This window comes from Variovorax sp. GW821-FHT10B04 (assembly GCF_059415645.1).
Genome location: NZ_JBWKNQ010000002.1, coordinates 290,641 through 309,546 on the forward strand (window position 1 = coordinate 290,641; position 18,906 = coordinate 309,546).

The window sequence follows — 18,906 nt, forward strand, 5'->3', positions numbered from 1 at the left end:
GCCAGGGTGATCCACTGCGGCGGGCCGGGTCGTCGCCCTCCTCGTTAAAATGCGAGGCTCCCTCTAACCTGCTCCCCCTGAGAAAGCCACAGATGGCCAACCAAGCCTTGATGGCCAACGCGATTCGCGCGCTGGCAATGGATGCCGTTCAACTCGCGAACTCGGGTCATCCTGGCGCACCGATGGGGATGGCCGACATGGCCGTTGCCCTGTGGGGCGACCACCTCCGTTTCAATCCCGCCAACCCGAAATGGTTCGACCGTGACCGCTTCGTGCTGTCGAACGGCCATGCATCGATGATGCTGTACGCCGTGCTGCACCTGACCGGCTATGCGCTGTCGATCGACGACATCAAGCATTTCCGCCAGTTGCACAGCAAGACGCCGGGCCACCCCGAAATCGACGTCACGCCCGGCGTGGAAACCACCACCGGCCCGCTGGGCCAGGGCATCACCAACGCGGTCGGCTTCGCGCTGGCTGAAAAGTTGCTCGCCGCCGAGTTCAACCGCGCCGACCACGACATCGTCGACCACCACACCTACGCCTTCCTGGGCGACGGCTGCATGATGGAAGGCATCAGCCACGAAGCCATCGGCCTGGCCGGCGCCTGGCGCCTGGGCAAGCTGATCGCGCTGTACGACGACAACGGCATCAGCATCGACGGCCAGGTCAAGCCCTGGTTCATCGACAACACCGCAGAGCGCTTCCTGGCACACGGCTGGAACGTGATCGGCCCGGTCGACGGCAACGACGCCAAGGTGGTCTCCGCCGCCATCGCCGAGGCCAAGAAGGCGACCGGCAACAAGCCGACGCTGATCATCTGCAAGACGCAGATCGGCAAGGGCAGCCCGAACCGTGCCGGCACCGCCAAGGCGCACGGCGAGGCGCTTGGCGCCGAGGAAATCGCGCTGACCCGCACCGCGCTCGACTGGCCCTATGCGCCTTTCGAGATCCCGCAGGCCGTCTATGACGACTGGAGCGGCAAGGACACCGGCGCCAAGATCGAAGCCGCCTGGAACGAGAAGTTCGCGGCCTATGCCGCCGCCTTCCCTGAACTGGCCGAGGAATTCACGCGCCGCATGAAGGGCGAACTGCCCAAGGACTTCAACCAGGTCGCATTCGACACGGTCGTCTCGGCGCACACCAAGGCCGAAACCGTCGCCAGCCGCAAGGCCAGCCAGATCGCGCTCGAGTTCTTCACCGCCGCGCTGCCCGAAATGCTCGGCGGCAGCGCCGACCTGACCGGCTCGAACCTCACCAACACCAAGAGCACGCCCGCACTGCGCTTCGACGCGGCCACCGGCGACGTGGTGCTCGGCGTGCCGCCGCAGGCCGCGCAGCAAGGTGCGGAAGACGAGTCCAAGCCCAAGAGCTCGGCCGACAGCGCCCCGGCGCCGCACGGCGTGATCGGTCGCCACATCAACTACGGCGTGCGCGAGTTCGGCATGGCCGCCGTCATGAACGGCGTGGCGCTGCACGGCGGCTACATCCCCTACGGCGGCACCTTCCTGACCTTCAGCGACTACAGCCGCAACGCGATCCGCATGGCGGCGCTGATGAAGCACCGCGTGATCCACGTGTTCACGCACGACTCCATCGGCCTGGGCGAAGACGGCCCGACGCACCAGTCGATCGAGCACGCCGCGAGCCTGCGCCTGATCCCGAACCTGGACGTCTGGCGTCCGGGCGACACGGCCGAGACGGCCGTCGCCTGGGCCGTCGCGCTGCAGAACGCCACGCGGCCGACCGCACTGCTGCTGTCGCGCCAGAACCTGGCCTATGCGCCCAAGAAGGACCTGAGCGAGATCAGCAAGGGCGCCTACGTGTTGTCCGAGCCCGAACACGTCGGTCTGAAGGGCAAGAAGGCCCGCGCCGTGATCATCGCGACCGGCTCCGAAGTGCAGCTCGCACTGAAGGCGCAGGAACTGCTGGCCGCGAAGAAGATTGCGGTGCGCGTGGTGTCGATGCCCTCGACCACCACCTTCGACCGCCAGTCGGTCGCGTACAAGAAGAGCGTGCTGCCTGCGGGCGTGAAGCGCGTGGCGGTCGAGATGGGCGTGACCGACGGCTGGTGGAAGTACGGCGTCGACGCGGTCGTCGGCATCGACACCTTCGGCGAGTCGGCTCCGGCGCCGGTGCTGTTCAAGCATTTCGGATTCACCCCGGAAAACGTCGCTGCCACCGTCGAAGCAGCAATCAAGATTTCTTAACCTTAGGAGCAACGTCAGATGGCTATCAAACTCGGTATCAACGGCTTCGGCCGCATCGGTCGCAACGTGCTGCGCGCGGCGGTCCAGAACTTCAAGAACGACATCGAAATCGTCGCCATCAACGACTTGCTCGAGCCCGACTACCTGGCGTACATGCTGCAGTACGACTCGGTGCACGGCCGCTTCAAGGGTGAAGTCTCGGTCGACGGCAACACGCTGATCGTCAACGGCAAGCGCATTCGCCTCACGCAGGAACGCGACCCCGCGAACCTGAAGTGGAGCGAAGTCGGCGCCGACATCGTGCTCGAATCGACCGGCCTGTTCCTGACCAAGGAAACCTGCCAGAAGCACATCGACGCTGGCGCCAAGAAGGTCATCATGTCGGCGCCCTGCAAGGACGACACGCCGATGTTCGTCTATGGCGTGAACGACAAGAAGTACGCCGGCGAAGCCATCATCAGCAACGCCAGCTGCACGACCAACGCGCTGGCTCCGCTGGCCAAGGTGCTGAACGACAAGTGGGGCATCAAGCGCGGCCTGATGACCACGGTGCACGCTGCCACCGCAACGCAGAAGACCGTCGACGGCCCGTCCAACAAGGACTGGCGCGGCGGCCGCGGCATCCTGGAAAACATCATCCCGTCGTCGACCGGTGCCGCCAAGGCCGTGGGCGTGGTGATCCCCGAGCTGAACAAGAAGCTCACGGGCATGAGCTTCCGCGTGCCGACCTCCGACGTGTCGGTGGTCGACCTGGTGGTCGAGCTCGACAAGGAAGCCAGCTACAAGGAAATCTGCGCCGAGATGAAGCTGCAGTCCGAAGGCGCGCTGAAGGGCGTGCTGGGCTACACCGAAGACAAGGTCGTCGCGACCGACTTCCGTGGCGACCCGCGCACCTCGATCTTCGACGCCGAAGCCGGCATCGCGCTGGACAGCACCTTCGTCAAGCTGGTGAGCTGGTACGACAACGAATGGGGCTATTCGAACAAGTGCCTGGAGATGGTGCGGGTCGTCTCGAAGTAAGGCCGTTGTTCGACGCCATGCCAATGAGCTGAGCGTTGAGCGAGGTTGAAAGCAAAGGGAACGTGTTGATCACGTTCCCTTTTTTCATGGGTCAACTGAGCGACTGATGGGTATTCAGCGGGAGTCTCGATAACGATGGTAGTTGTACAGTTTGTCGTACAACTAAGGAGTTCCGCAATGGATGCGATCACGTACTCGGCCGCTCGCGCCAATCTGGCCAGCACCATGAATCGGGTTTGCAATGACCACGAGGCGCTCATCATCACGCGCAATGGTGAGCAGTCCGTGGTGATGCTGTCACTCGAAGACTTTCAAGCCATGGAAGAGACGGCATACCTGCTGCGCAATCCGGCGAATGCCAGGCGCCTGATGGCCGCTGCCGCGCAATTGAGCGCCGGGAACGGCGTCGAGCGCGAACTGTCCAAGTGAAGCTGATTTTTGCGGACGAGGCCTGGGAAGACTATCTTTACGGGCAGAAGCAGGACCGCAAGATGGTCGAACGCATCAACAAGTTGATTCGCGAGATCCAGCGCGAGCCGTTCGAGGGGATCGGCAAGCCGGAGCCGCTCAAGCACGCGCTGTCGGGCTTTTGGTCTCGCCGGATCACTGACGAGCATCGCGTGGTCTACAAAGTCGAAGGCGATGCGTTGCTGATTGCGCAGCTTCGATATCACTATTGAGGTGCCGACCTTGGAGATTGGCGGCGTTGCAACCTCGCTGAAGCGCGTTCGAGGGCTTTCCTTCTCAAGGCATCGTGCTCAAACCGGATCCAGCACATGAATCATCCGGCTGACCGTCAGCTCCTTCGTCTTCGCCGCATAAGCCGCCATGTGCGGCGCCGCTGCATGCGCCTGCAGGTCAGCGACAGATTCCCAGCGTTCGACCACCACGAAGGTGTCCGGTCCGAAACTGCCCTTCGAGGTCGGCATGCCCGCAGCGTCGACCGCAGCGCCGTATTCGATGCAACCCTTTTCAGCGAGCACCGCAGCGCGGTTGGCATTGAAAGCTTCCAGGACCTGGGCGCGCAGGCCGGGCTTGGCGGTGATGATGGCGATGACGTGAATCATGAAACGGGCTCCTTGTTAGAGCCATCGAATCTACAGCGACGTGGACCGGCCCGCTGACGCCTTCGTGTCCGCAGCCTCGCCGCCTCACCCCATCGCGCCGGGCTCCATGAACACCAGCTCCCAGAGATGGCCGTCCAGGTCCTGGAAACCGTGCTGGTACATGAAGCCGTGATCCTTCGGCGGGTTGGGCGTGCTGCCGCCCGCGGCCACCGCCTTCGCTGCCATGTCTTCGACCGCGGCACGGCTTTCGCGCGACAGGCACAGCAGTACTTCGGTGCTCTTGTGCGCGTCGCTGATCGGCTTCGGCGTGAAGGTCTGGAAGAAGCGCTCGACCAGCAGCATCACGAAGATGCCATCGGCCACGATCATGCAGGTCGCATCGGCGTTGGTGAAGCGCGGGTCGAAGCTGAAACCCAGGTGGGTGAAGAAGGCCACGGTGCGGTCGAGGTCCTTGACCGGCAGGTTCACGAAGATCTGTGTGCTCATGGGATGGGGCTCCTGGATGTCGAAACAGCTGGGCGGACGAGGGCTGCGGTGCTAAATTGTGTACGCCGTACACAATATCTTGGCAGGGAGAATGTCCGCTGTCCACCTTGAATTCGATGACCGAAACGACTGCCACGTCCGCGCTGCCCCCGAAGGCTCCAGCACGCACCACCTACCGCCACGGTGACCTGCGTCGTGCGTTGCTCGAGGCCGGCATCGCGCTCGCGCGCAGCGGCGGGCCCGACGCGGTCGTCCTGCGGGAAGCGACGCGGCAGGCCGGCGTGGTGCCCAACGCGGCCTATCGCCACTTCGGCAGCCGCGATGAACTGCTGAAGGCGGTGCGCGCCGCAGCGCTGTCGGCGTCGGCGGCCGCGATGGAAGCCGAGCTCGCCAGCGTGCCGGCCGGCCTGTCGGCAGGCGATGCGGCGCGGGCGCGGCTGCGGGCGATCGGCACCGGCTACCTGCGCTTCGCCCAGGCCGAGACCGGCCTGTTCCGCACCGCGTATTCGGCGTCCGACGACTTCGGCAATCCGGTCGCCGATCCGGCGCGCGCCGGGCCGAGCGGGCTCAATCCTTTTCAGCTGCTGGGTGCGTCGCTCGACCAGATGGTGGCCGCCGGACTGCTGCCGCCGGAACGCCGCCCGGGCGCCGAGTTCCTGGCCTGGTCGGCGGTGCACGGGCTCGCGATGCTGGTGCTCGACGGGCCGCTCGGCGGGGTGCTCGGCACGCAGATGCAGGCGGTCGGCCAGCGGCTGCTCGACATGGTCGAGCGCGGGGTCTAGGTTCGCTGCCAGCTAAGCGGCCGTAGCGGCACGCGGCCTCGGCAGCCAGCGGAACGCCGCGGTGCCGGCGACGAGGAGGGCGGCGATGGTGAGCAGCACCGCGAGGAACGGGTCGATGCCATGCGCCGTGGCGACCGAGGCGACGACGCCGGTGAACCACTGCATCACCGCCACGCCGAGGAACATCGCCATGGTGAAGACGGCCATCGCGCGGCCGGTCATCGCGACCGGGTAGGCCGCCTTCACGTCGGCGTACTGCAGCACGATGTACCCCGACAGCAGGCCGACGGCGACCGAGCCGATGGTGTCGAACGCCGCGCCCGGGTTGAAAGCCATCGCCGCGAACAGCGCTGCGACGAGCAGGGTGAAACCGATGATCCAGCGGCGCCGAGCGGCGCCCGGATCGAGCCGGCCGAACACCATCGGCCCGAACATGCCGACCACCGACACGGCAATCGCCACGTTGCCGCTTTCCACCAGCGAGAAGCCGTGCCGCTCGACCAGCAGCGGCCCGAGCCACAGCCCGCGCAGCGTGATGAAGGCGGCGTAGGTGACCGACGCGAGCGCGAGGATGCCCAGCGTGTGCGGCAGCGCGAACAGCGCGCCGTAGCTGCGCAACGCGCCGAGCACCGTCGGGCGCGCCGCACCGGGCGCGGCATCGGCCTTGGCCAGCACCGGCATCGGCGGTTCCTTCACCAGCCGGAGGATCGCCAGCCACGACAGCGCCGAGCAGGCGCCCAGCACCCAGAAGCCGGTGCGCCATGAGCTGGCATGCACCAGCCACGCGAGCGGCGTGCCGGTCAGCAGCATGCCTAACGAGCCGATGCCCAGCGTCACACCCGAAACCTGCGCGAATCGTTCCGGCGGAAACTGCCGCGCGATGAACACCGTGCAGACCAGGAAGGCCGGCGCGCAGCCGATGCCGATCAGCACCTGGCCGAGCACCAGCAGCGGGAAGTTCGGTGCCAGCGCCGACAGCACCGAGCCCACGATCGCCATCGGGAAAGCGGCCAGCACCGTGCGCCGCAGGCCCTGCAGGTCGATGCCGATGCCCATGAAGAGCTGCAGCGCACCGAACGAGAAATGGAAGGCGCCTGCAAACACCCCGAGCGCCTGTGCCGACAGGCCGAATTCGGCCTGCAGCGGCGGCGCGAGGATGGCGGCGATGGTGCGGTAGGCCTGGCTCAGCATGAAGGCGCTGGCCAGCACCGCCAGCATGGGCCAGGCGGCGGGAGGATGGGCGGAAGGCTGTCTCATCGTTCTTGGAAGGTGGCGCTGGCGCAGCGATGCGCGGATGCAGAGCCTACCTGCGTTGTCGCCATCCCGCCTGGCACCGGGGCGACGCCTGCGCGACCGCACGCGGCCGGTCGCGGCCGGTCGCGCAGTCGATGCCGGCGCGGCGGATCAGCCGGCGACGTCTTCAGCCGCGACGGGCCGTTCTTCGCGACCGCCCGGATGCCGCGCGAAGCGCGCCGGATCCCGGCCATGCACCGGCGCCTCGTCCGGCCACGGCCAGCCGCCGAACTGGGTGCGGCGGTAGTCCTGCATCGCCTGCATGATCTCGGCCTGCGTGTTCATCACGAACGGGCCGTACTGCGCCACGGTCTCGCCGATCGGGCGGCCCTGCAGCATGAGGAACTCCACGACCTCGTCGCCCGCGACCAGTTCGATCGCCTGGTCGGCCCGCACTTCGATGGCCGCATGGCTGCGCACGTCCTGCCCGCCGACGCGCACCGATGCGCCCTTGAAGAAGTACAGGTTGCGGCGCGTGCCCTGGCCGCGCGCGACCGGCAGCGTCCAGCGGGCGCCGGGCGCCATGCGGATCGTCCAGATCGCGACGTCGGCGTCGGCCTGCGCGGCCCACGAATCGGGCGGCGGTGCCAGCGGCGCGCCGACCGTGGCCGCCGCGCCTGCGGTGCCCTCGGGCGCGAGCCGACCTGCGACGACCGCGACGTCGGTCGTGCGGCCGGCATCGTCCGTGGCGCTGAGGCGCGGAATGTCCTCGGCCCAGAACATCGTGAAGTGCGGCGCGACCATCTTGTTGCGCGCCGGCAGGTTCAGCCAGATCTGGAACAGCTCCAGCGGGTTCGGTGCGCCGGTGTCGAGCAGCGGGAACATTTCCGAATGCACGATGCCCTTGCCGGCCGTCACCCATTGCACGTCGCCGCCGCCGAAGCGTGCAGCCGCGCCGAGCGAATCGGAATGGTCGATCAGGCCCTTGCGCACGATCGTCACGGTCTCGAAGCCGCGGTGCGGATGGCCGGGAAAGCCGGGCACGGTTTCGCCGTGGTACATGCTCCAGCCGTCCTTGCGGCTGAAGTCCTGGCCGATCTGGCGGCCGGCGAGCAGGGCGTCGTCCACGCCCATCGCGGCCGTGCCGGCCGGGTAGGCGTCGTCGTGGTACGCGCAGAACAGGAAGGGGTCCATCGTCACCCACGGAAAGCCGAGCGGCTTGATCTGGAGAACGGCGCAGGAGGCTGTCGTGGTGGTTGCGGAGGTCACGGTCATGGGGTTCTTTCTGCTGTGGGCGCCGGCCGGCCGAAGACTCGCCGGGCGCCGAAGTTGATACCGAGCATATGGGGACGACCGGCGCACCGCAAAGCGCGGCGCGGGCGACAGTCCGATCCACCAGCAGGACAATCGCACGCCGGCAGCGCGTCATGCCAGGAAGGGCGTTACAGCCCGACCGGCATCGCCAGCGTCTCCTTCACCTCTTCCATCACGATGTAGCTGTGCGATTCGGCGGCCACCGGCAGCTTCTTCAGGATGTCGCCGAGCAGCCGCCGGTATTCGCCCATGCCGCCCAGTCGGGCCTTCACCAGGTAGTCGAAGCTGCCCGACACCAGGTGGCATTCCTGCACGTCGGGCACGTGCAGGAGCTCCTTGCGCACCTTGTCGAACACCTCGCCGGACTTGGACGCGAGCTTGATCTCGACGAACACCAGCAGCGTCTTGCCCAGCGCCTCGGGCGACAGCCGCGCGTGGTAGCCGGTGATCACGCCCTCGCGCTCCATGCGCTTCACGCGCTCCGAGCAGGGCGAGGTCGACAGGCCGATCTGCTCGGCCAGTTCGGTCATCGAAATGCGGCCCTGGCGCTGCAGGATGTCGAGGATTTTCCGGTCGGTCCGGTCGAGGTCGGTCATGTCACTTTTCAGAGGCGGGATGCACCAAAAAATCAGCAAATTCCACTGCGATGCACCACAATTTCAGTCGAATTTACTGGATCGTTGCGCATAAATTTGCGGAAATCTACTTCACTCGGTGGTTTTCCCCATGAAAGTCATTGTCCTCGGCGGCGGCGTCATCGGCACCAGCACGGCCTACTACCTCGCGCGCTCCGGCGCCCAGGTCACCCTGCTCGATCGGCAGGACGGCCCGGCCCTCGAAACCAGCTTCGCCAACGCCGGCCAGGTGTCGCCCGGCTACTCCACGCCCTGGGCCGCACCGGGCATTCCGCTCAAGGCCGTGAAGTGGATGTTCCAGAAGCACGCGCCGCTCGCGATCCGGCTCGACGGCAGCCTCGCGCAACTGCAGTGGATGGCGCAGATGCTGCGCAACTGCACGCCCGAGCGCTATGCGGTCAACAAGGAACGGATGATGCGCGTGGCCGAATACAGCCGCGCCTGCCTGCAGCAGCTGCGCGCCGACACCGGCATCCAGTACGAGCAGCGCACCGGCGGCACGCTGCAGCTGTTCCGCACGCAGGCGCAGCTCGACGCCGTGCAGCGCGACATCGAAGTGCTGCGCGAATGCAACGTGCCCTATGAACTGCTCACGCGCGACCAGCTCGCGCAGGTCGAGCCCAGCCTGGCCCAGGCGCGCGACCGGCTCACCGGCGGCCTGCGCCTGCCGAAGGACGAGACCGGCGACTGCCACATGTTCACCAACCAGCTCGCCGCCATCGCCAAGGGCATGGGCGTGGACTTCCGCTTCGGCCAGACGGTCGACGGCCTGGTGGTCGAAGGCGGGCGCATCACGGGCGTGCGCTCGGGCGGCCAGGTGCTCACCGCCGACCGCTACGTGCTGGCCTTCGGCAGCTACTCGCGCGGCGCGCTGGCGCCGCTGGGCATCGACCTGCCGGTGTACCCGGTCAAGGGCTACTCGTTGACCGTGCCGCTGGTCGACCCGGCCTTCGCGCCGCAGTCGACCGTGCTCGACGAGACCTACAAGATCGCCGTCACCCGCTTCGACGACCGCATCCGTGTCGGCGGCATGGCCGAGCTCGGCGGCTACGACCTGCGACTCGATCCGCGCCGCCGTGCCACGCTCGAACTCGTCGTCAAGGACCTGTTCCCGGGCGGCGACGTGGCCCGCGCCAGCTTCTGGACCGGCCTGCGCCCGATGACGCCCGACAGCACGCCGATCGTCGGCGCCACGCGCTTCCCGAACCTGTTCCTGAACACCGGTCACGGCACGCTCGGCTGGACCATGGCCTGCGGCTCCGGCAAGCTGATCGCCGATCTGGTGACCGGCCAGCGCCCGGAGATCAGCACCGAAGGCCTGGCGATCGACCGCTATGCGCGCGGTGCCGGCCGCGCCGGCGCGCACGCCTCGGCACCCGCCGCGGCCTGAGCCGGAGCGAGCGCGACATGGCCCGCCCGTCCCGCGCGCGCATCGACCTCGACGCGCTGCGCCACAACTACCGCCTGGCCCGCCAGCTGCACGGCGGCCGTGCGCTGGCCGTGCTCAAGGCCAATGCCTACGGCCACGGCGCGGTGCGCTGCGCGCAGGCGCTCGCCGGCATCGCCGACGGCTTCGCGGTGGCTTTCACCGACGAGGCGGTGGCCCTGCGCGCCGCGGGCGTGACGGCGCCGATCCTGGTGCTCGAAGGCGCCTTCGACGCCGACGACCTCGCCAACATCCAGGCCCACGGACTCTGGACGGCCGTGCACCAGGAAGCCCAGTTGCGGCTCATCGAGCAGAACGCGCAGGCCGATGGGCTGCACGTCTGGCTCAAGGCCGATTCCGGCATGCGCCGGGTCGGCTTCGCGCTGGCGGAAATCGCCGCGGTCCACGCGCGGCTGGTTGCCAGCGGCAAGGCGTCGCGCATCACGCTGATGACGCACTTCGCGCGCGCCGACGAGCCCGACCAGGACACGACCGCGCGCCAGATCGCGGCCTTCGATGCCGCCACCGCCGGCCTGCCGGGCGAGCGCAGCGTGAGCAACTCGGCCGGCGTGCTCGGCTGGGCCGACGCCCGCCGCGACTGGGCGCGGCCCGGCATCCTGCTCTACGGCGCCGACCCGATGCCCGAGCCCGTGCACGGGCTCCAGGCGGTGATGACGCTGGAAAGCCAGGTCTTCGCCGTGCGCACGCTGCAGCCCGGCGACGCGCTGGGCTACGGCGGTCGTTTCGTCGCCGAACGGCCGGTGCACATCGGCCTGGTCGCGGTCGGTTACGCCGACGGCTATCCGCGCGTCGCACCGACCGGCACGCCGGTCGCGATCGACGGCCGGCTGTCGCGGCTGGTCGGGCGCGTGTCGATGGACATGCTCACGGTCGACCTCAGCGACCTGCCCGAAGCCGGCATCGGCAGCCGCGTCGAGCTGTGGGGCAAGCAGATCAGCGTGAACGACGTGGCGCATGCCGCGGGCACCTTGTCCTATGAGCTGCTCTGCAACGTGAAGCGCGTGCCGCTCGTGTACGAAGGCGCCGACGCGGCCTGACGGCGCAACGCGCAACGGGACCGCCGGTTGCGTTTCGTCACGCGCGGTGGCCGTCGACCCGCCGGACCGGCAGTCGGCCGCCTGTCCGACAAAAGTTCTTCATGGGTCTCGCAAGCCTGATCTTTTCGAATTCACCAATGAATTCACCAACGAAAGGATTCCAGATGAGCGAAGAAGATTTCGACCGCCAGTACGCCAACGACCGCAACACCGACCGCACGACCGACCGCACCAGGGGCGACGGTGAACCCAATCCGGTGCTCAATGCGTTGTCGAACGCCGTGGCCAAGGTCCGCGCCGACGACGACATGCTCGAACTCGCCAAGGCGCATGAATCGCTGAACCCGCGTGCCATCGAGAAGCTCAGCGTGGCCGATGCGCGGCGCGAGCCGACGATGGCCGATGCGGTGCGCAAGCTGCTCACGCAGCAGGGCCGCTCGACGCGCCCTGAAGATCTCGTGCCCGGCGTGCGCAGCGCCGCGGCGTCGGTCGACGGCGCCACCGGCCCGCTGCCGGCCACGGTCTACACGCCTGCGGGCACCGGCCCGTTCCCGGTGATCCTCTACTTCCACGGTGGTGGCTGGGTGATCGCCGACAAGGAGGTCTACGACGCCGGCGCACGCGGCCTGGCAGCCGAGGCGAACGCGATCGTGGTGTCGGTCGACTACCGCCAGGCACCGGAGCACAAGTTCCCTGCGGCCTGGGACGATGCCTTGGCGGCCTACCGCTGGCTCACCAGGAACGCGAGCTTCATCGGCGGCGACCCTGCGCGTCTGGCGCTGGCCGGCGAGAGCGCCGGTGGCAACCTGGCCATTGCGACCGCCATCGCCGCACGCGACGCCGGCCTGGCCGCGCCGCGCCATGTGCTCGCGGTGTATCCGGTCGCGCAGACCAGCCTGAACACCGAGTCGTACCTCGAGAACGCGATCGCCAAGCCGCTGAATCGCGCGATGGTCCAGTGGTTCGTCGACCATCTGATCCGCAGCGAAGCCGACCTGAAGGACACGCGCCTGCAACTGATCGATGCCGATCTGGCCGGCCTGCCGCCGGTGACCATCGTCAACGCGCGGCTCGACCCGCTGCGCAGCGACGGCGCCAAGCTGGAAGACGCGCTGCGCGATGCGGGTGTGCCGGTGGAGCGCCGCGACTACGAAGGCGTGCCGCACGAGTTCTTCGGCGCGGCGGCCGTGCTGCACAAGGCCAGGCAGGCGCAGGCCTTTGCGGGTCAACGGCTGGGTACGGCGCTGGCTGCCTGAGCACCGAAGCGCTTCGGCGCTCCAGCCATCGCTACCCAAGCCGTCGATGCCTTGGCGCCTCAGCGCAGGACGGCGCCGTCCTGCAGCAGCGCGGCACGCAGCGCATCGGTGTCGACGGCGCGCACGGTGCCGGGTGCGGCGCTCTGCTTCAGCGCCAGCGCTGCGGCGGTGCCTGCCGCCTGACCGACCGCCATCGAGATCGTCATGACGCGGATCGCCGCCAGCGCCTGGTGCGTGGCGGAGATTCCGCGGCCGACGACCAGTGCGTTGTCCAGCCCGAGCGGCAGCAGCGAGCGGTAAGGGATCTGGTAGGCGTGGTCGTCGCCCATCGGCACGTAGTGCAGTGCACCGCCGGACGCCGGATGGATGTCGATCGGGTATGCGCCGGCCGCGATGGCATCCGGAAAATCGACCGGCTGCATCAGTTCTTCGGCCGTGAGCACATGGTCGCCTTCGACACGCCGCGTCTCGCGAATGCCGACCTGCGTCGCAAAGGCGCGCAGCTGGCCGCCTTCGCAGCCGGGCACCGAGGCGGCGAGGAACTGCGCCGCCTTCCAGGCCTGCCGACGGCCTTCCATCTCCGCGGCGCCGAGCGCCATCGGATCGGTCGCGTCGATGCCGAGCCGGCTGATGTTGAACCAGCCGTCGTCCGAATACGGGTCACGGCTCGAATGCAGCGCCGCACGCGCCAGGTGGCCTTCGGCGTGCCCGCGTTTCGCCAACGCACCGATCTCGGCTTTCGAGAGTGCGTCGAAGCGCGTGAAGTCGATCGGCCCGAAGCGGAAGATCATCGTGGCCGGCTGCAATTGCTCGCCGGCATCGAGTTCGAGAAAGCGCGCGCCCGCGCGGTCCAGTGCGTCGATGTCGCCCGAGGCGTCGATCAGCACGCCGGCCTTCACGGTCAGCACGCCGCCCTTGGTCAGCACCCGGACGGCCGTGATGCGGCCGCCTTCGCAGTCGACATCGAGCAGGTTCGCATGCAGCAGCGGCTGCACGCCGGCCGCCGTCACCATGTCGTCGAGCACCAGCTTCAGCGCTTCGGGCGAGTATTCGACGCGGTCCATGTGGTGGCCGGTCGACATCACGAAGCTCTCGTGCGGCCGTGCGCCGCCATAGGCGCGCAACCGTGCCACGACCTCGTCGGCCAGGCCGGCGACCACCGTGCGGCCCTTGCCGGTCTGCCAGCTGTTGAACTGCGCGACGGCGCCAGCGGTCGCGTTGCCGCCGAGAAAGCCGTAGCGCTCGATCAGCACCACCGACGCGCCGTGCCGCGCCGCCGCCACCGCGGCCATGGTGCCCGCGACGCCGCCGCCGCAGACCACCACGTCGGCGTCCAGAACCTTGCCATCGATGCGTCGTGCCGTGCCCATCGGATCAGTTCTCCACGTGAATGCCGCGGGTCTTGATCACCTGCTCCCAGCGGCTGCCTTCGGTGCGCAGGTACTGCGTGGTCGCCTGCCGGTTGCTCGGGAAGGGCGCGAGGCTCAGCGCGGCGAAGCGCTTCTTTACGGCGTCCGATTCAAGTGCGGCGACGAGCAGGCCGTCGAGGCGCGCGAGCCCTGCGGCCGGGATGGTGCCCTTGGGCGCGACCAGCGTCGCCCAGCCCTGCACTTCGAGCGCCTGCAGTCCGACGCTGCGCAAGGTCGGCACGCCCGGCAGGTCGGGCGAAGGCTGCGCCGACGACACCGCCAGCGCGCGCAGCCGGCCCGAGCGGATGTGGACGATCACGCTCGGCAGGTTCAGGAAGCCCATCGACACGAGGCCCGAGATCAGGTCGGGCATCAGCGCGCTTTCACCCTTGTAGGGCACGCTGACCAGCGAGGTTGACGTCTGCAGCGAGAACAGCTCGGCCGTCAGATGCGCCAGCGTGCCGGTGCCGCTGTTGCCGGCGCTCAGCTGGCCGGGCTGTGCCTTCGCCTGCGCGATCAGGTCGGCCACCGACTTGGCCGGCGATGCGGCCGGCACGACCAGCACCAGCGGCTGCTCCGACACCATGCCGATCGCGTCGAAGTCGCGCGCCACGTCGTAGCCCAGCTTCGGGTTCAGCGACGGGTTGATCACCATGCTGTTGCTGCCCATCAGCAGCGTGTGGCCGTCGCGCGCCTGCGCCGCGGCCATCACGCCGATGGCGCTGCCTGCGCCCGGCTTGTTGTCGACGATCACCGACTGGCCGAGTTGCGGCGCCAGCACTTCCGCCAGCACGCGCGCCGAACCGTCGGCACCGCCGCCGGGTGCGAAGGGCACGATGATGCGCACCGTCTTCGACGGCCAGGCGTCCGCCGCCATGGCACGGCCATGCAGGCCGGCCAGTCCGCCGCCGAGTGCGACGGCGAGCGTGGAGAGTGCGCCGCGGCGCGTGAGGCCGGACGCGGCCGGGCCGGCGTCGGCGAGAGGTCGATGGACCATGTCTTGTCTGCCTTTGTTCTATGGAGGCGCCGATCGTAGGCAGCGCGGCGCAGACCTTCCAATACCAAGATCTGGGAGACTCATAACATCGCGTTATCGAGCGACAGCCACCGGACCGCCATGAACCTGAGACAGATCGAAGTTTTCCGTGCCGTCATGCTGGCCGGCTCCGTCACCGACGCCGCGCGCCAGCTGCACGTGTCGCAGCCCGGCATCAGCCGCATGCTGTCGCACATCGAGCTGCAACTCGGGCTGCGGCTGTTCGAGCGCCGCAAGGGCAAGCTGCTGCCGACGCCGGAGGCGCAGGCGCTTTTCGCCGAGGTGGAGCAGGTCTACCGCGGCGTGGCGCGCATCGACGAGCGCGCGCTGGCGCTCAAGAGCGGCCACATGCTCACGCTGCGCGTGCTGGCCAGCCCGAGCACCGGCCTGGAGATGGTGCCGCGCGCCATCGCCGCGCTCGGCCAGCGTTTTCCGGCGGCGCGCATCTACCTGGAGATCCTGGCTGCGCGCGACATGGTCAAGCGGCTGCTGAGCCACGAGGCCGACGTCGCGATCTCCACCTTGCCGGTCGACGACCCGCTGCTGCAGCCGCGCGCGATCGGGCAGTGGACGCTGGCCTGCGTGTTCCCCAAGGGCCATGCGCTGGCTGAAAGACGCACGCTGCGGCCGGCCGACATCCTGAAGGAGCGCTTGATCTCCTTCAGCGCCGACACGCCGCAGGGCCGCATCATTGCCGACTGGTGCATCCGCCATCGCTGCGAGCCGAACGCGCAGATCGAGGTCCGCGCGGGCCAGACCGCCTGCGCCATGGCGGCGGCCGGCGCGGGCATCGCCATCGTCGACGACCTGACGGCGCGCGGCTGCATGACGGATGCGCTGGCGTTCCGCCCGATCGTCGCTGCGCCGTCCTTCGACGTGTTCGCCCTGACCCACCGGAACGTGGCCGCGTCGCAGCTGTCCGAGGCCTTCGTCGCGCAGGCCGAGGACGAACTGAAGCGCCTGAAGCAGCCGGCCTGAAGGCGGCTCGCCCGCGCCGGCCGCCTTCGGCCGGCGTTCAGCCGTGGCCTTCCCAGGTCAGCGGCAGCGCCTGCAGCGCAGCCAGTTCCTCGGCCGCGAGCGACAGGAAGTTCAGGCCCAGTTGCGACAGCGGCCGGTTCACGTTGCTGACGCTGTAGATCGAGAACTGCGGCGCATCGGGCACCTCGACGAAGGCCAGGTTCTCCGGCCGGTGCGCACGTGCCGACAGGTCGTCGACGAAGGCGATGCCCGCGCCGGTCGCCGCCATCGCGCAGGCGGCGTAGCCCGAGCGCACCTCCACGCCGATCTGCGGCGCGATGCCGTGCGCTTCCAGCCAGCGGTCGATCGGCTGGCTCTGCGGCGCCTCGGGGCTGTAGACGATCAGCCGCTCGCGCAGCGCAGCCACCAGGTCGAGGGGCTGGATCGCCAGCAGCGGATGGTCGTGCGGCAGGGCGCAGAGCAACGTCCAGCGGCCGATCTCGCGCACTTCCAGCGCGGGATGGTCGAGCGGCGCGCTCGAGATGGCGACGTCGGCGTCTTCCGAAACCAGCAGCTTGACGATCTCGCGCGTCGGCAGCGCCTCGAAGAACACCTTCGACTGGGCAAAGCGCGCCAGCAGTCGCGCCGTGGCGCGCGGCACCAGCTGCAGCGCGGTGTTGGCGCTGGACAGCACGCGCAGCGTCGCGTGGTCGCCGAAGCGCAGCCGCGACGCCACGTCCTGCACGTGCGACACGCCGCGGTAGACCTTCTCGATCTCGGCGAACAGCGTGTGCGCCTCGGGCGTGGCGACCAGCCGGCTGTTGCGGCGCTCGAACAGCGCGACGCCCAGCTGCAGCTCGAAGTGGCGGATCAGCCGGCTCACGCCGGGCTGCGACACGTGCAGCAGCCGCGCCGCATGGGTGGTCGAGCCGGTGGTCATCACGGCGCGGAAGACTTCTATCTGGCGCAGGTTCATGGCGTCACCTAGTACAAGAACGTCGGGGATAACCCTATGAGATAACGCCATGTTATTGGAATCGCAGGCATTGGTATTGGCCCGAATCGACCGCGATCCCTAGCATCCGGGCCCATGACTTCCTCTCTTCCGCCGGCCGTCCGCGAGACATCGGCCTCGACCTCGGCCGTGATCTCCGGCAGCACGCTGCTGTTTCCGGTCGTCGGCAGCCCGATCGCCCAGGTCAAGGCGCCGCTGACCTTCAATGCGCTGTTCGAGCGGGCCGGCGTCGACGCGCGCGTGGTGCCGCTCGAACTGCCGCCCGATACCGTCGTGGCCACCTGCCGCGCGCTGCTGGCGTCGCGCAGCATCGGCGGCCTGCTGGTCACCGTGCCGTACAAGAAGACGCTGTTCGCGCTGCTCGACGATCCGGGCGCCACCGCGCAGGCCGTGGGTGCGGTCAACGCGATCCGGCGCACCGCCGATGGCCGCATCGCAGGCGACCTGTTCGACGGCACCGGCTTCCTGGCCGGCCTGCGCGCGGGCGGACACGAGCCGGCCGGGCGCCGCGTGCTGGTGCTCGGCGCGGGCGGTGCGGGTTCGGCCGTCGCCGCGGCGCTGGCGCTCGCAGGCACGGCATGGATCGGCCTGTTCGACCCCGACCAGGCCCTGGCTGCGGCGCTGGCCGCACGGCTGCAGCCGCGCTTTCCGAACTGCGCCTTCGTGCCGATGCGCACGCCCGACGGCGCAGCCTGCGACATCGTGGTCAACGCGACGCCGCTCGGCATGAAGCCGGGCGACGCCTTGCCGATCGATCCGGCCACGCTGGCCGCCGGCACGCTGGTGGTCGACGTGATCATGCAGCCGGCCGTCACGCCGCTGCTGCGTCTTGCCGCGGAGCGCGGCCATCCGACCCATCCGGGCCGGCCGATGCTCGACCACCAGATGCCGGCGTACCTCGACTTCTTCGGCCTGCCGACCGTGGCCGCGCTCGCCGCGGCCGAGCTGCGCGAGCGGGCCGCCGCCGGCGCCGCCTGACAACGCGTTCCCTTTCATTTCCCGACGGAGACATTCATGAAGAACATCGTTCATCCCCTGATCCGCGGCCTCGTTGCCGGCGCTGCCGCGATGGCGTTCGCCGCGACCGCGCTGGCCCAGGCCTATCCGGCCAAGCCGGTGACCATGGTGGTCGGCTTCGCGCCCGGCGGCTCGGGCGACATCCTGGCGCGCCTGGTGTCGCAGAAGCTGGCGCTCACGCTGGCGCAGCCGGTGATCATCGACAACCGGCCCGGCGCCGGCGCGACCATCGCCACGTCCTTCGTGGCCGCCGCGCCGGCCGACGGCTACACGCTGCTGTTCGTCACCAGCGGCTTTCCGGGCAGCACCGCGCTGTATTCCAAGCTCAGCTACGACACGGTGAAGAGCTTCGCGCCGGTCGCCAAGGTCGGCGCCTCGCCGGTGGTGCTGGTCGCGCCGGCCGATTCGCCCCTGCGCCGCTTCGACGACGTGCTGGCTGCCGCCCGCAAGGCGCCCGGCAAGCTCAACTACGCGGCCGGCGGCGGCGGTGCCACCACCACCAGCCTGGCGGCCGAGTTCCTGAAGAGCGAGGCCAGGATCGACATGCAGATGATTCCGTACAAGGGCTCCGGCCCGGCACTGACCGCGCTGCTGTCGAACGAGGTCGACCTGGGCTTCGACATTCCGTCGAGCGCGCTGCCGCACATCCGCAGCGGCAAGCTGCGCGCGCTGGCCGTGACGACCAAGAGCCGCTCGTCGGTGCTGCCCGAGGTGCCGACCGTGGCCGAACTCGCGCTGCCCGGCTTCGAGGTCACCGGCTGGTTCGGCATCCTCGCGCCGGCCGGCACGCCGCCGGCCGTCGTGGCGCGCCTCAACAAGGAAGTGAACGCCGTGCTGGCCCAGCCCGACGTGAAGGAACGCCTGGAGAGCCTGGGCGTCGAGCCCGCCACCGGCAGCCCGGCCGACTTCGGCAAGCTGATCGCCAGCGAGACCGCGCGCTACGGCGACGCGATCCGCCGGCTCGGCCTGAAGGCCGACTGAGCGC

At 68.9% G+C, this 18,906-nt stretch carries 19 protein-coding genes; 11 read left to right on the plus strand and 8 right to left on the minus strand.

Annotated elements, in window-relative coordinates; all coding sequences use genetic code 11:
- Window positions 1–92 precede the first annotated feature (92 nt).
- From AC07PZ_RS06445 to AC07PZ_RS06460, 4 genes are all read left to right on the plus strand, one after another.
- Complete coding sequence (locus tag AC07PZ_RS06445) at window positions 93–2,210, plus strand: transketolase family protein (RefSeq protein ID WP_495294218.1); 2,118 nt, start codon at window positions 93–95, stop codon at window positions 2,208–2,210.
- Window positions 2,211–2,228: 18 nt separating this feature from the next.
- Window positions 2,229–3,230: a type I glyceraldehyde-3-phosphate dehydrogenase gene (gene gap, locus AC07PZ_RS06450; protein ID WP_495294219.1), complete on the plus strand. Its 1,002-nt coding sequence runs from the start codon at window positions 2,229–2,231 to the stop codon at window positions 3,228–3,230.
- A 177-nt stretch (window positions 3,231–3,407) separates the two neighbouring features.
- Window positions 3,408–3,659 (plus strand): type II toxin-antitoxin system Phd/YefM family antitoxin, encoded by a 252-nt coding sequence (locus AC07PZ_RS06455; RefSeq protein WP_495294220.1) that lies wholly within the window; start codon window positions 3,408–3,410, stop codon window positions 3,657–3,659.
- Window positions 3,656–3,910 carry a Txe/YoeB family addiction module toxin gene (locus AC07PZ_RS06460; RefSeq protein WP_495294221.1) on the plus strand — a complete coding sequence of 85 codons (255 nt, stop codon included), beginning with the start codon at window positions 3,656–3,658 and terminating at the stop codon, window positions 3,908–3,910. Before AC07PZ_RS06455 ends, AC07PZ_RS06460 begins: the two co-directional genes overlap by 4 nt.
- A 78-nt stretch (window positions 3,911–3,988) precedes the next feature.
- Here the strand turns inward: AC07PZ_RS06460 and AC07PZ_RS06465 are convergent, their stop codons facing one another.
- Both AC07PZ_RS06465 and AC07PZ_RS06470 read right to left on the minus strand, forming a co-directional pair.
- Window positions 3,989–4,297 carry a putative quinol monooxygenase gene (locus AC07PZ_RS06465; RefSeq protein WP_495294222.1) on the minus strand — a complete coding sequence of 103 codons (309 nt, stop codon included), beginning with the start codon at window positions 4,295–4,297 and terminating at the stop codon, window positions 3,989–3,991.
- Window positions 4,298–4,381: 84 nt separating this feature from the next.
- The gene (locus tag AC07PZ_RS06470) at window positions 4,382–4,783 is read right to left on the minus strand and encodes a VOC family protein (RefSeq protein WP_495294223.1); all 402 of its coding nucleotides are present in this window, start codon (window positions 4,781–4,783) and stop codon (window positions 4,382–4,384) included.
- Between the two features lie 116 nt (window positions 4,784–4,899).
- On the opposite strand from AC07PZ_RS06470, the gene AC07PZ_RS06475 reads away from it, so the two are divergent.
- Window positions 4,900–5,565: a TetR/AcrR family transcriptional regulator gene (locus AC07PZ_RS06475; protein WP_495294224.1), complete on the plus strand. Its 666-nt coding sequence runs from the start codon at window positions 4,900–4,902 to the stop codon at window positions 5,563–5,565.
- A 12-nt stretch (window positions 5,566–5,577) separates the two neighbouring features.
- On the opposite strand, the gene AC07PZ_RS06480 is transcribed toward AC07PZ_RS06475, so the two are convergent.
- The 3 genes from AC07PZ_RS06480 to AC07PZ_RS06490 all read right to left on the minus strand — a co-directional run bounded on the left by AC07PZ_RS06480 (window position 5,578) and on the right by AC07PZ_RS06490 (window position 8,708).
- Window positions 5,578–6,822, minus strand: a complete 1,245-nt coding sequence (locus AC07PZ_RS06480; protein ID WP_495294225.1) for an MFS transporter — start codon at window positions 6,820–6,822, stop codon at window positions 5,578–5,580.
- Window positions 6,823–6,969: 147 nt separating this feature from the next.
- The gene (locus tag AC07PZ_RS06485; RefSeq protein ID WP_495294226.1) at window positions 6,970–8,073 is read right to left on the minus strand and encodes a pirin family protein; all 1,104 of its coding nucleotides are present in this window, start codon (window positions 8,071–8,073) and stop codon (window positions 6,970–6,972) included.
- A 167-nt stretch (window positions 8,074–8,240) separates the two neighbouring features.
- On the minus strand, window positions 8,241–8,708 hold the full coding sequence (locus AC07PZ_RS06490) for a winged helix-turn-helix transcriptional regulator (protein ID WP_495294227.1): 468 nt from the start codon (window positions 8,706–8,708) through the stop codon (window positions 8,241–8,243).
- A gap of 130 nt (window positions 8,709–8,838) precedes the next feature.
- Between AC07PZ_RS06490 and AC07PZ_RS06495 the strand changes: the two genes are divergently transcribed.
- From AC07PZ_RS06495 to AC07PZ_RS06505, 3 genes are all read left to right on the plus strand, one after another.
- Entirely contained in the window at window positions 8,839–10,137 is a 1,299-nt protein-coding gene (locus AC07PZ_RS06495; protein ID WP_495294228.1) for a D-amino acid dehydrogenase, read from the plus strand.
- A gap of 17 nt (window positions 10,138–10,154) precedes the next feature.
- The gene (gene alr / locus AC07PZ_RS06500) at window positions 10,155–11,231 is read left to right on the plus strand and encodes an alanine racemase (protein WP_495294229.1); all 1,077 of its coding nucleotides are present in this window, start codon (window positions 10,155–10,157) and stop codon (window positions 11,229–11,231) included.
- A 164-nt stretch (window positions 11,232–11,395) separates the two neighbouring features.
- Window positions 11,396–12,487, plus strand: coding sequence for an alpha/beta hydrolase (locus AC07PZ_RS06505; RefSeq protein WP_495294230.1), 1,092 nt, complete (start codon window positions 11,396–11,398; stop codon window positions 12,485–12,487).
- A 59-nt stretch (window positions 12,488–12,546) separates the two neighbouring features.
- Here AC07PZ_RS06505 and AC07PZ_RS06510 read toward each other — a convergent pair whose 3' ends face one another.
- Window positions 12,547–13,857 carry an FAD-dependent oxidoreductase gene (locus tag AC07PZ_RS06510; protein ID WP_495294231.1) on the minus strand — a complete coding sequence of 437 codons (1,311 nt, stop codon included), beginning with the start codon at window positions 13,855–13,857 and terminating at the stop codon, window positions 12,547–12,549.
- Window positions 13,858–13,861: 4 nt separating this feature from the next.
- The gene (locus AC07PZ_RS06515) at window positions 13,862–14,893 is read right to left on the minus strand and encodes a Bug family tripartite tricarboxylate transporter substrate binding protein (RefSeq protein ID WP_495294232.1); all 1,032 of its coding nucleotides are present in this window, start codon (window positions 14,891–14,893) and stop codon (window positions 13,862–13,864) included.
- 120 nt (window positions 14,894–15,013) lie between these two features.
- Here AC07PZ_RS06515 and AC07PZ_RS06520 point away from each other — a divergent pair, with 120 nt between their 5' ends.
- Window positions 15,014–15,910 carry a LysR family transcriptional regulator gene (locus AC07PZ_RS06520; protein ID WP_495294233.1) on the plus strand — a complete coding sequence of 299 codons (897 nt, stop codon included), beginning with the start codon at window positions 15,014–15,016 and terminating at the stop codon, window positions 15,908–15,910.
- A gap of 37 nt (window positions 15,911–15,947) precedes the next feature.
- Here the strand turns inward: AC07PZ_RS06520 and AC07PZ_RS06525 are convergent, their stop codons facing one another.
- On the minus strand, window positions 15,948–16,865 hold the full coding sequence (locus tag AC07PZ_RS06525; protein WP_495294234.1) for a LysR family transcriptional regulator: 918 nt from the start codon (window positions 16,863–16,865) through the stop codon (window positions 15,948–15,950).
- Between the two features lie 114 nt (window positions 16,866–16,979).
- On the opposite strand from AC07PZ_RS06525, the gene AC07PZ_RS06530 reads away from it, so the two are divergent.
- The gene (locus tag AC07PZ_RS06530; protein ID WP_495294235.1) at window positions 16,980–17,882 is read left to right on the plus strand and encodes a shikimate dehydrogenase family protein; all 903 of its coding nucleotides are present in this window, start codon (window positions 16,980–16,982) and stop codon (window positions 17,880–17,882) included.
- A 36-nt stretch (window positions 17,883–17,918) separates the two neighbouring features.
- Window positions 17,919–18,902 carry a tripartite tricarboxylate transporter substrate binding protein gene (locus tag AC07PZ_RS06535; protein WP_495294236.1) on the plus strand — a complete coding sequence of 328 codons (984 nt, stop codon included), beginning with the start codon at window positions 17,919–17,921 and terminating at the stop codon, window positions 18,900–18,902.
- Window positions 18,903–18,906: the final 4 nt, after the last annotated feature.

Coding starts and splice junctions, on each gene's coding strand:
- AC07PZ_RS06455 (WP_495294220.1), top strand. CDS start 3,408: ATGGATGCGATCACGTACTCGGCCGCTCGCGCCAATCTGGCCAGCACC.
- AC07PZ_RS06490 (WP_495294227.1), bottom strand. CDS start 8,708: ATGACCGACCTCGACCGGACCGACCGGAAAATCCTCGACATCCTGCAG.
- AC07PZ_RS06485 (WP_495294226.1), bottom strand. CDS start 8,073: ATGACCGTGACCTCCGCAACCACCACGACAGCCTCCTGCGCCGTTCTC.
- AC07PZ_RS06535 (WP_495294236.1), top strand. CDS start 17,919: ATGAAGAACATCGTTCATCCCCTGATCCGCGGCCTCGTTGCCGGCGCT.
- AC07PZ_RS06470 (WP_495294223.1), bottom strand. CDS start 4,783: ATGAGCACACAGATCTTCGTGAACCTGCCGGTCAAGGACCTCGACCGC.
- AC07PZ_RS06445 (WP_495294218.1), top strand. CDS start 93: ATGGCCAACCAAGCCTTGATGGCCAACGCGATTCGCGCGCTGGCAATG.
- AC07PZ_RS06475 (WP_495294224.1), top strand. CDS start 4,900: ATGACCGAAACGACTGCCACGTCCGCGCTGCCCCCGAAGGCTCCAGCA.
- AC07PZ_RS06525 (WP_495294234.1), bottom strand. CDS start 16,865: ATGAACCTGCGCCAGATAGAAGTCTTCCGCGCCGTGATGACCACCGGC.
- alr (WP_495294229.1), top strand. CDS start 10,155: ATGGCCCGCCCGTCCCGCGCGCGCATCGACCTCGACGCGCTGCGCCAC.
- AC07PZ_RS06480 (WP_495294225.1), bottom strand. CDS start 6,822: ATGAGACAGCCTTCCGCCCATCCTCCCGCCGCCTGGCCCATGCTGGCG.
- AC07PZ_RS06465 (WP_495294222.1), bottom strand. CDS start 4,297: ATGATTCACGTCATCGCCATCATCACCGCCAAGCCCGGCCTGCGCGCC.
- AC07PZ_RS06520 (WP_495294233.1), top strand. CDS start 15,014: ATGAACCTGAGACAGATCGAAGTTTTCCGTGCCGTCATGCTGGCCGGC.
- gap (WP_495294219.1), top strand. CDS start 2,229: ATGGCTATCAAACTCGGTATCAACGGCTTCGGCCGCATCGGTCGCAAC.
- AC07PZ_RS06515 (WP_495294232.1), bottom strand. CDS start 14,893: ATGGTCCATCGACCTCTCGCCGACGCCGGCCCGGCCGCGTCCGGCCTC.
- AC07PZ_RS06530 (WP_495294235.1), top strand. CDS start 16,980: ATGACTTCCTCTCTTCCGCCGGCCGTCCGCGAGACATCGGCCTCGACC.
- AC07PZ_RS06510 (WP_495294231.1), bottom strand. CDS start 13,857: ATGGGCACGGCACGACGCATCGATGGCAAGGTTCTGGACGCCGACGTG.
- AC07PZ_RS06495 (WP_495294228.1), top strand. CDS start 8,839: ATGAAAGTCATTGTCCTCGGCGGCGGCGTCATCGGCACCAGCACGGCC.
- AC07PZ_RS06505 (WP_495294230.1), top strand. CDS start 11,396: ATGAGCGAAGAAGATTTCGACCGCCAGTACGCCAACGACCGCAACACC.